At 46.2% G+C, this 8,855-nt stretch carries 12 protein-coding genes and 1 pseudogene; 4 read left to right on the forward strand and 9 right to left on the reverse strand.

The annotated features are described in order from the left end of the window. The 9 genes from B3180_RS09845 to B3180_RS09885 all read right to left on the reverse strand — a co-directional run. Positions 1 to 356 (reverse strand): flagellar basal body L-ring protein FlgH (locus tag B3180_RS09845; protein ID WP_286844286.1); only part of this gene is annotated, 356 nt, incomplete at its 3' end. Between the two features lie 23 nt (positions 357 to 379). Continuing rightward, the gene (gene flgG, locus B3180_RS09850) at positions 380 to 1,168 is read right to left on the reverse strand and encodes a flagellar basal-body rod protein FlgG (protein ID WP_054486737.1); all 789 of its coding nucleotides are present in this window, start codon (positions 1,166 to 1,168) and stop codon (positions 380 to 382) included. 22 nt (positions 1,169 to 1,190) lie between these two features. Next, on the reverse strand, positions 1,191 to 1,934 hold the full coding sequence (locus B3180_RS09855; RefSeq protein ID WP_222236672.1) for a flagellar basal body rod protein FlgF: 744 nt from the start codon (positions 1,932 to 1,934) through the stop codon (positions 1,191 to 1,193). A gap of 109 nt (positions 1,935 to 2,043) precedes the next feature. Further along, the gene (gene flgE, locus B3180_RS09860; RefSeq protein ID WP_271331626.1) at positions 2,044 to 3,393 is read right to left on the reverse strand and encodes a flagellar hook protein FlgE; all 1,350 of its coding nucleotides are present in this window, start codon (positions 3,391 to 3,393) and stop codon (positions 2,044 to 2,046) included. Positions 3,394 to 3,408: 15 nt separating this feature from the next. Continuing rightward, entirely contained in the window at positions 3,409 to 4,092 is a 684-nt protein-coding gene (flgD, locus tag B3180_RS09865; protein WP_222236670.1) for a flagellar hook assembly protein FlgD, read from the reverse strand. 14 nt (positions 4,093 to 4,106) lie between these two features. Then, the gene (gene flgC, locus B3180_RS09870; RefSeq protein WP_199493125.1) at positions 4,107 to 4,559 is read right to left on the reverse strand and encodes a flagellar basal body rod protein FlgC; all 453 of its coding nucleotides are present in this window, start codon (positions 4,557 to 4,559) and stop codon (positions 4,107 to 4,109) included. A 6-nt stretch (positions 4,560 to 4,565) separates the two neighbouring features. Next, positions 4,566 to 4,970 carry a flagellar basal body rod protein FlgB gene (gene flgB / locus B3180_RS09875; protein WP_054486727.1) on the reverse strand — a complete coding sequence of 135 codons (405 nt, stop codon included), beginning with the start codon at positions 4,968 to 4,970 and terminating at the stop codon, positions 4,566 to 4,568. 94 nt (positions 4,971 to 5,064) lie between these two features. Further along, positions 5,065 to 5,901 (reverse strand): CheR family methyltransferase, encoded by an 837-nt coding sequence (locus B3180_RS09880; RefSeq protein WP_054486725.1) that lies wholly within the window; start codon positions 5,899 to 5,901, stop codon positions 5,065 to 5,067. Between the two features lie 83 nt (positions 5,902 to 5,984). Then, the gene (locus B3180_RS09885; RefSeq protein WP_222236669.1) at positions 5,985 to 6,917 is read right to left on the reverse strand and encodes a chemotaxis protein CheV; all 933 of its coding nucleotides are present in this window, start codon (positions 6,915 to 6,917) and stop codon (positions 5,985 to 5,987) included. Positions 6,918 to 7,079: 162 nt separating this feature from the next. Here B3180_RS09885 and flgA point away from each other — a divergent pair, with 162 nt between their 5' ends. The 4 genes and pseudogenes from flgA to B3180_RS09905 form a co-directional block, all read left to right on the forward strand. Beyond that, positions 7,080 to 7,811 carry a flagellar basal body P-ring formation chaperone FlgA gene (flgA, locus tag B3180_RS09890; protein WP_278358303.1) on the forward strand — a complete coding sequence of 244 codons (732 nt, stop codon included), beginning with the start codon at positions 7,080 to 7,082 and terminating at the stop codon, positions 7,809 to 7,811. 81 nt (positions 7,812 to 7,892) lie between these two features. Beyond that, on the forward strand, positions 7,893 to 8,216 hold the full coding sequence (gene flgM, locus B3180_RS09895) for a flagellar biosynthesis anti-sigma factor FlgM (protein WP_271331628.1): 324 nt from the start codon (positions 7,893 to 7,895) through the stop codon (positions 8,214 to 8,216). Beyond that, positions 8,216 to 8,617, forward strand: a complete 402-nt coding sequence (gene flgN, locus B3180_RS09900; protein ID WP_199493133.1) for a flagellar export chaperone FlgN — start codon at positions 8,216 to 8,218, stop codon at positions 8,615 to 8,617. The genes flgM and flgN overlap by 1 nt, the downstream gene beginning before the upstream one ends. A 57-nt stretch (positions 8,618 to 8,674) precedes the next feature. After that, positions 8,675 to 8,855 (forward strand): annotated as a pseudogene (locus tag B3180_RS09905) (flagellar biosynthesis protein FlgP); the annotation flags it as partial.

Genomic DNA, 8,855 nt, shown 5'->3' on the forward strand with positions numbered 1-8,855 from the left:
CTATTTACGCCTGCCGATAAAGGGTTACCGCCAACGGTAATATCACGCCCAAACATCGTTGGTGCGCCGAGTTCTGCAGAACTCTCTTTTGAAGTTTCAGTGGTTGCCGTTTTGCTGGCCGTTGTCTGTTCCTGTAGCGTCACAGTAATAATGTCGCCTAACCGCCGCGCTTTAATATCGGAATACAGGTTGTCTGCGTAAGCGTCCTGAAATAAAGAGCCTGTTGGTACAACGGGCTGGGCACGCTCTTCCGGTAATACGGGTGCGTAATATGGGTCATTTGGCATCGGTTTATGTGGCGTTTGCGCACACCCCGCCATGACCAACGCTGTTAAAGTAAAAAGTAAAAAACGCATAGACTCACCCGCTATTTATTCAATTAAAGCTGCTGATTCACATAGCTCAACATCTGGTCTACAGAAGAAATCACTTTTGAATTCATCTCGTAACCCCGTTGACTTTCAATCAGATTCACCAGCTCTTCAGTTACATTCACATTTGAGGTTTCCAGCGCGCCCTGAATGGTATTCCCCATTCCGTCAACACCGGGAACGGCTTCTAAAGGCGCACCACTTACGGCTGTCTCTTTATATAAATTCTGACCCATAGGTTGTAAGCCCGCCGGGTTAATAAAGTTAACCAGGTTAAGCTGCCCGACAACAACGTTGTCCGGGTTGCCGGGTTGAGTAACCGTCACTTCACCTTCTTGTGAAATGCTGACTGACATTGCGTCTTCTGGTATCTGAATAGCCGGCTCTATGGTGTAGCCGTTACCCGAGGTTACCATTTCACCTTCTTCGTTCAGTGAAAACTGACCATTACGGGTATAGGAAATGTTTCCATCCGGCATCAACACCTGAAAGAAGCCTTTGCCATCAATCATCACATCCAATGAATTGTCCGTTGTCTGAACATTCCCCTGAGTATGTGCTTTTTGCGTTGCAACTACTTTGGTACCGGCACCAAGCATCAAGCCGTTAGGTAGCTCAGTGTCCTGAGCGGACTGACCGCCTGGCTGATTAATATTCTGGTACAGCAAATCTTCGAACACCGCCCGGCTTTTCTTAAAGCCAATCGTGCTGGAGTTAGCCAGGTTGTTGGAAATGACTGAAATATCGCGTTGCTGCGCATCCAGTCCGGTTTTACTTATCCATAATGCTGGGTTCATAGTGTTTCTCCTCGGGCTACGATTAGCTCATTCTCATCAGCGATTCAGAGCGCTGTGCGTTCTCATCGGCCGTCTTCATTAATTTGACGTTCATTTCGTACTGGCGCTGCAGTGCAATCATATGTGTCATTTCTTCGACACTATTGACATTGCTCCCTTCCAGAGCGCCAATTTCCAGTTTCACGTTGGCATCAGCAAAAGCCTGTTGCCCGTCTTTTAACTTAAACAGGCCATCATTACCTTTTTCTATGTTGCCGTTCGGTGGGTTCACCAGCTTAATCCGGTCAACCACCTCCATAGCATCCGCCGGAGCGCCCATAGGGCGTATGGATACATTGCCATTGGAACCGATAACCAGATTATCAATTGGCATGGGCACAAAAATGGGGCCGTTGTCGCCTAAAACCGTTTGTCCATTGGAGTTTTTCAACATGCCATCGGTGCCAACTTCCAGACTGCCATTTCGAGTGTAACGCTCATTGCCGTTACCGTCGTCGACCGCAATCCAGCCCTGGTCTTTAATCGCAACATCCATGTTACGTCCGGTCGCCTGTATTGCCCCACTGGCAAAGTTTTGCCCCGGGCTTTCTGTCATAGAAAACACACGAGTCGGCAAACCTTCACCAAAGGCCTGCATTGCCCTTGCCTGTTGTAAGTCGGCTTTAAACGCCGTGGTATTGGCGTTAGCTAAGTTATTGGCGCGTACGGCAACGGAGTTCATATTCTCCTTTGCGCCGCTCATCGCTACCCATAGCATCTTGTCCATAGCTGACCTCCAGCCAAAATTTTGTCATATGCTTTTGATAATGCAGATTTCATGCCAGAAACAAAAAAAGACGCCCGAAGGCGTCTTTTTAATCGACAGATAAAAGCGATTAACGAATCTGAAGAATGGTCTGATTAATGGTGTTATTAACTTCAAGCGAACGTGAGTTTGCCTGGAAGTTACGTTGCGCCGTAATCAAGTCAACCAACTCTTTGGTCAGGTTAACGTTTGAGTTTTCAAGCGCAGAAGCTTCAATACCACCAAAAGTACCGGTATTCGCTTCACCAGAAAGCGGCTCGCCCGAGTCAATGCTCTCACGCCACTTGGTACCACCAATTTGCGTCAGGCCTTGTTCATTAGCAAAGCGAACAATGGAAACCTGACCCAGGTACTGAACATCACCATTAGAGTAAGTTGCCGCAATTAAACCTGACTTATCAATATCCACGTTCGTTAAGCGTCCAACTGTGCTGCCATCCTGATCAAGGTTAGTCACCTCAAAATCTGAAGCAAACTGAGTAGGACTGGTAGTACCCGAAAGATCCTGGAAGTTAAACTGAACCGTTTGGGCATCTGCACCGTTGTTTAAATACGGGTCGCCCGCGGCGTTATTACCTGACAAGTCAATTGAACCGGGATCAAACGTCGTTTGTCCTGCTGGAACATCCGGCTCACCGTTTCCTAAAAAGGTTAGACGTAATCCTGAGTTGCCATTAACTGAGGTATCAGGGGATGCTACCGCTGTTCCCGTCGGAGCTAAGTCGATTTCATCACCATCGAAAGTGGCGTAAACGTCCCATTGGTTATTATCCCGCTTCACATAGTAAGTCGATAATGTATGTGACTCACCTAATGAATCATAGATAGTTGCAGAAGTAGAGCTGTGATACGTACTTGGTGTATCAGGATCAAATGGGTTAGCAGCGCCATCTATCGGTGAGCGACGCGCATCAACGTTAAAAGCAGTAAAGACATTATCGGTATTTTGTGGTGCACCAGCTACATCCGGAATACGAATAGGTTGAGTCGTAGCCAAAGCCACCGATGATGCGGTACCACTGTTACGGTCAACTTGGTAGCCCTGTAGATAGTTACCTTGGTTATCAACGATGAACTTGTCATCGTTTAACTTAAAAGCACCTGAACGGGTATAAGTCATATCACGCGAACCAAGGCCATCGGTAGTCGCAAAAAAGCCGTTACCTGAAATAGCCATATCCAACGAGTTTTCAGTGAAGTCCAGTGTTCCCTGGCTAAACTGCTGCGCCACCGATGAGGTTAAAACACCGTCACCCACTTTTGTGTTACCTGCGTTAAAAATGCTCGTCGCATAAACGTCCGCAAACTCTGCGCGGGACTGTTTAAAGCCCGTTGTTTTCACGTTTGAAATATTATTCGCGGTCGTATCCAGATCTTTCTGCGATGCGTTGATTCCGCTGAGTGCAATATTAAATGACATAAGTCACCTCACCTGTTAGCTAATTTCAGTCACATCAGAAAGCTTGATGCCACCTAATCCTTTAAGATTCAAAACCACACCGCGATCACCGCCGGTGCTGACACTTTGCACGCGAGCGTGCATCTGTATGGGTAATTCTTCAGTCTGGCCACCGACACTGGCATTTACCGAGAAGGAATAATTTCCAGCCGGAGCTTCCGAGCCGTCAGACATTGTTCCGTCCCACTCAAACTCTTTCGTGCCTTGAGGCATATCTCCCAAATTAATGGTTTTAACCAAGGCTCCGGTTGAGTCCTTAATATTAATTTTCACATTCTGGGCTGACTGCGGGGTTGCTATCATTCCCGTAACTCCAGCGCCTGACTCAAGGTTGGCCTGGTCTGTCGGCACCAGAACTTTGCGACCAACCATAGTTGAAGCCTGTAACGCCTGATTTGAAGTCATATCATTTGCAAACTGGTCAAAACGATCCGACAAGCCACTGATACCTTCCGCCATGGTAAAGCTGGTCATCTGAGCAATCATTTGATCATTCTCAACCGGCTTAGACGGGTCTTGCATATTCAACTGCTCGGTTAACAGCTTGAAGAAGTCTTCCTGCTCGAGCTTTTGCTGTTCATCCGGATCAGCATACTCGGCACCTTCATCCTTCTTCCACTTCATGCCATCGATGTAGGAATTATTGCTTACGCCTTCCATTTGTTATCTCCTGCTTACCCTTGACCCAGACGCAATAAACGCTGTGTCATTGTTTTGGCAGTGTCCGCTACCTGCACATTTGTCTGGTAGGAACGCGAAGCCGAAATCATATTTGCCATCTCTTCCATAGTGTTAACGTTAGGCCGATAGATGTAGCCACTCTCGTCAGCCATAGGATGATTTGGAGCATATTCAATTTGTAGTGGGTCCTGGCTTTCAACGATTCCCAAAACCTTAACGCCGGCGGCCTGTCCTGCCTGAGTCTGATTAGTCAGGCTGTTACCTTTATAATCCCCTCTGGCATCCGCTAAAGCCGTTGCGAAAACCGGGTTTCTCGCTCGGTAGGTTTCATCAATACTGCTACTTACCGAGTTGGCATTGGCCAGGTTACTTGCCGTTGTGTTCAGTCTTACTGACTGCGCACTCATGGCAGAACCGGTCACATTAAAAATATTAAACAGACTCATGACTTATTATCTCCCTTGTCCGCCCAAGGCTTTCTTCACGCCACTAATACGGCCGTCGAGAAAGTTCATGGTCATTTCATATTCCAGTGCATTTTGTGCATACAAGTTTTGTTCCAACTGCACATCAACGGTATTACCGTCACCGGTATCCGGCTGTGATGGAACTCGGAACTTCTCTGTACCCTGAGGTTTTATCTCAACGCTGAAGTGTTTTTCGTGGGTGCGTGCCATTTTATGGTTTTCCATACCACGCTGCGCTTGTTGCAACGCTTGCTGGAAGTCCAGACCTTTGGCCTTGTAGCCCGGGGTGTCGGCATTGGCGATATTATTGGCAATAAGCTCCGCTCGTTGAGTACGTATACCCAGCGTGTGTTGCTGTATTCCCATAAGTTTATCCATGGAAAGTGCCATATTTTTGTCTCCACAGTGTTCGATGGTGAAGACAATGCAGGAAGCGTGCCAGTTTAATTAGAAAAGGTTTTTAGCGGGTATGCTCTGCGGCAGGCTATTTTCTTCTGTAAATAATGCCGGGCTGGCAGCGGATCATTTCAAAATCGTCGGTGAGTCCGGAAATAGACTCTGAGGCACCCAGGAAAAGATAGCCACCGGGGTTTAGTGATTGCCGAAATTGGGCAATAATTTTCCGCTTTACTTCCGGGGCAAAGTAAATAAGGACATTGCGGCAAAAAATTACGTCAAACTTACCCAACAAAGAATAGCTGTCCAATAAGTTCAGATGGCGAAAGTGAATGAATTGCTTAAGTTCATCTTTTATTTTCATAGAACCAGGCTTACTTGCGGCGTCGGTGAAAAACTTTTTACGTCGCTCTGCTGACAAGCCGCGGGCCAAAGCAAGGCTGTCATATTCTCCGATGCCACACTGCTCCAGAACCTTATTCGAAATATCCGTAGCCGTTACCTTTATTCCGGCACGCAATGCGCCGGGACTCTTCGCCTTATACTCTAAATACGTCATCGCAATAGAATACGGCTCTTGTCCTGATGAACAGGCAGCCGACCATATTTTTAAAGGTCCGGAATGATTTTTATATTCGGGGAAGATTCGGTTACTCAGAATTTCGAACGGATAAGTGTCACGGAACCACAAAGTCTCGTTGGTGGTCATTGCGTCAATTACCGCAGCACGTAAGGCACGTTCACTAATTTTCATTGAACGTTTTACCAGTTCAGCTAAAGAGTCGACATTAAAACGCCCCATCAAAGGGCCTAAACGACTCTTCACCAGGTAGAGTTTGCTCTCACCCAGTACAATTCCGCACTGATGCTCCAGAAACTGACGAAATTCCTGATATTCCGATAAACTTAATTCGCGATTCAACACGTTATATAAACTACTTCCATTTCGGTTTTTGTTTCGTAGCCTGACGTTCACGCCAGGTCCGATATCTCACCTGACGTAAAACGTCAGTCTACAACCGTATTAAGCCATTTTTGAACAGCGGTCGCTAGTTCATCCGGATGAAATTTTGCAATAAAATCATCGGCTCCAACTTTCTTCACCATAGCCTGATTAAAGACGCCACTCAATGATGTATGCAAAATAACGTGAACATCACGCAAATTTGGGTCAGCCTTAATTTCTGCGGTTAAGGTATACCCATCCATTACCGGCATCTCAACGTCAGAAACTAATACCGGAACATGAGGATGCACAAGTCCCCCAACCTCTTTGGACTTCTCTTTTAAATAGTCTAAAGCTTCTTTACCGTTCTTCTTAACCTCTAACGAAATTCCTAAAGACTGCAACGCTCGTTTAATCTGATTCCGGGCAACTGAAGAGTCATCAGTAATTAAGATGGTTAAATCTTCTTTTGCCACGTTGATTGGCGCATTGGCAACATCGTCGCTGACGTCCATATTGGTTGGCATAATGTCAGCAAGGATTCGCTCAACATCGATAATCTCAACCAGCTCATCCTCAATTTGAGTAACGGCTGTTAAGTAAGCGCCCCTTCCTGTGCCTTTCGGCGGTGGCATGACATCTTCCCAGTTAATATTAATAATGCGGTCAACTCCACCCACCAGGAACCCCTGAATGGTTCGATTGTACTCCGCAATAATTACAAAGCGATTTTCAATACCGGTTAACTCGGGCCCACCAGTCGCCATACTTAAGTCAATAATGGAAATAGCCTGCCCCCGAATGTGCGCAACACCTCGAATAAGAGGGTTTCGCCGAGGCATAGCGGTCAGTTTAGGACAAGGCAGAACTTCACGCACCTTAAATACGTTAATGCCAAACCGCTGCCTGCCATTAAGGTTAAACATTAAAAGTTCAAGCCGGTTTTGTCCGACCATTTGTGTGCGCTGATTCACTGAATCAAGAATACTGGCCATTATTCACTCCTGTTATATGGCAGGGGACCTCTACTTCGGCACGGTACTTGCTTACATCAACAACAACCATACTGAAACCATCGAACTGCCGAACTTTTGACGTTATACCGTTTTTTTCGGCACTCGACCAGAGAACCTTAACGAATAACATCAGGAATTTTTATGATAGTACGTAAATCGCTACTGATCAGTTCGCTTTTTATTTTCGCTGCAGTGTTTACCGGTATAGACTCGGCTAACGCGGATGAAACCAGTAAAAAGCAGAGCCTGCGCTTTGATTATAAAGCCCTACAGGAGTTGGCTCACAATTACGTAGAGCAAAGAGTATCAGCCCCTGATAACGGACGCGTGGAAGTTGTTGCGAATAACCTTGACCCTCGCATGACGCCAAAAGTCTGTCCACAACAACCGAAAGTTGATTTAGCCAATAACGCGACTTTAGACAGTTACACGACAATTGAAATAGAGTGCACTGCAGCCGCTCACTGGCGAACTTACGTGCCTGTCCGTATATATCATTATAAAAATGTCGTTACAGCTGCTTCTCCGATGTCGCCGGGGCAAATGATAAGCGAGAGTGACTTAGTTTATTCTGAAATTGACCTTAACCGTGTGCGCTCCAATGTATTCACCGACATGACGGCTTTAGTGGGCGCTCGCATTAAAAAGCGCATTAGCGCAGGGCAAGCAATAAGCGCCAGCGACACCTGTCTTGTATGTGAGGGCCAAAGCGTTACAATAGTAGCTCAGGATAAAACATTGCGAATTACTGCTGCCGGAAGGGCATTGGCTGATGGCCTTAAAGGTGAATCTGTGGTTGTTGAAAACGCACGGTCGAACAAATCGGTACAGGCTGTTGTCACAGGATTAAATGAAGTGACCGTCAATTTATAAAATTGTTAAAATATTTACTTAAGTTTTTTTGAGTACGGTCGATAAGTAACCGAGAGACTTTATCTAGCGAGGCTAAACACAATGCCAATTAATATTAACAATGCCGGGCTGAAAAATGCCAACATTGACAGCAAATCCAGTAATCGCCAAGTGCAGAACGATGCTCCGGGCAAGCCTGCATCGGTTTCGCAAAAAGGCGGAGACGCCGTTTCTCTAACAAGTGAAGCGCAGCAACTGGGTGGTTTACAAGAAAAAGCCATGAACAGCAGCGGAATTGATCAAGCCAAAGTTGACAAGATCAAAGCGGATATTGAAAGCGGTTCATACAAAATAAATGTTGAGCAGTTAGCGAATAAACTGGCTCAATTTGAATCTGACTTGTTCAGTAACGGCAATAACGAATAATGACCGTGTTGGCGCCTGTCAATGAGCTCCTTCAGGAAATGGCGGACTCGCTAGATACCCTTGCGTTGTTACAGCAACGTGAGCTAAACGCCATAGTTGACCGCCAACACGCTGATGTAAATGCCATTACAGAAGCAAAAGAAAAAGCCCTGGCCAGAGTTAATCAACTCGACCAACAGCTTGCCGAACACCCCGATAAAGAACAGCTCAAAGATGATCCCAATTTGGCCGAAGCCGTTGCCGCAATAAAAAGCACCCTGAGTAACGTCCAGCACCAAAGCCAGGTCAACGAGCAGGTGGTACAGTCAACATTGAATAGTATCGACCAGTTGAAACAAACCATTTTACAGTCTGCACGAAAAGACAGCCTCACCTACGATAGTAAAGGCAAAATCCGCTAAAGATTTCTGCCATTCAGCCGTTACAACCATAAGTACTTTGTTCTATCAGAGGTCGTTATGGCTAAGCATCTACTTTCTTTCGCGTTACTCGCATCTGCACTGCTATTAAGCGGATGTAGTGCTTACAACAACTTAGCGTATGATCAAAAACACGTTGAGTGGGAAACTCAGACCCCGGATGAATTCCCGGTTCTGAATGCGGTTGGTTACGCTCCTATCGAAACTCAACAAGGCGAAA

Source organism: Idiomarina sp. UBA4206 (assembly GCF_002383015.1).
GTDB classification, from domain to species: domain Bacteria; phylum Pseudomonadota; class Gammaproteobacteria; order Enterobacterales; family Alteromonadaceae; genus Idiomarina; species Idiomarina abyssalis.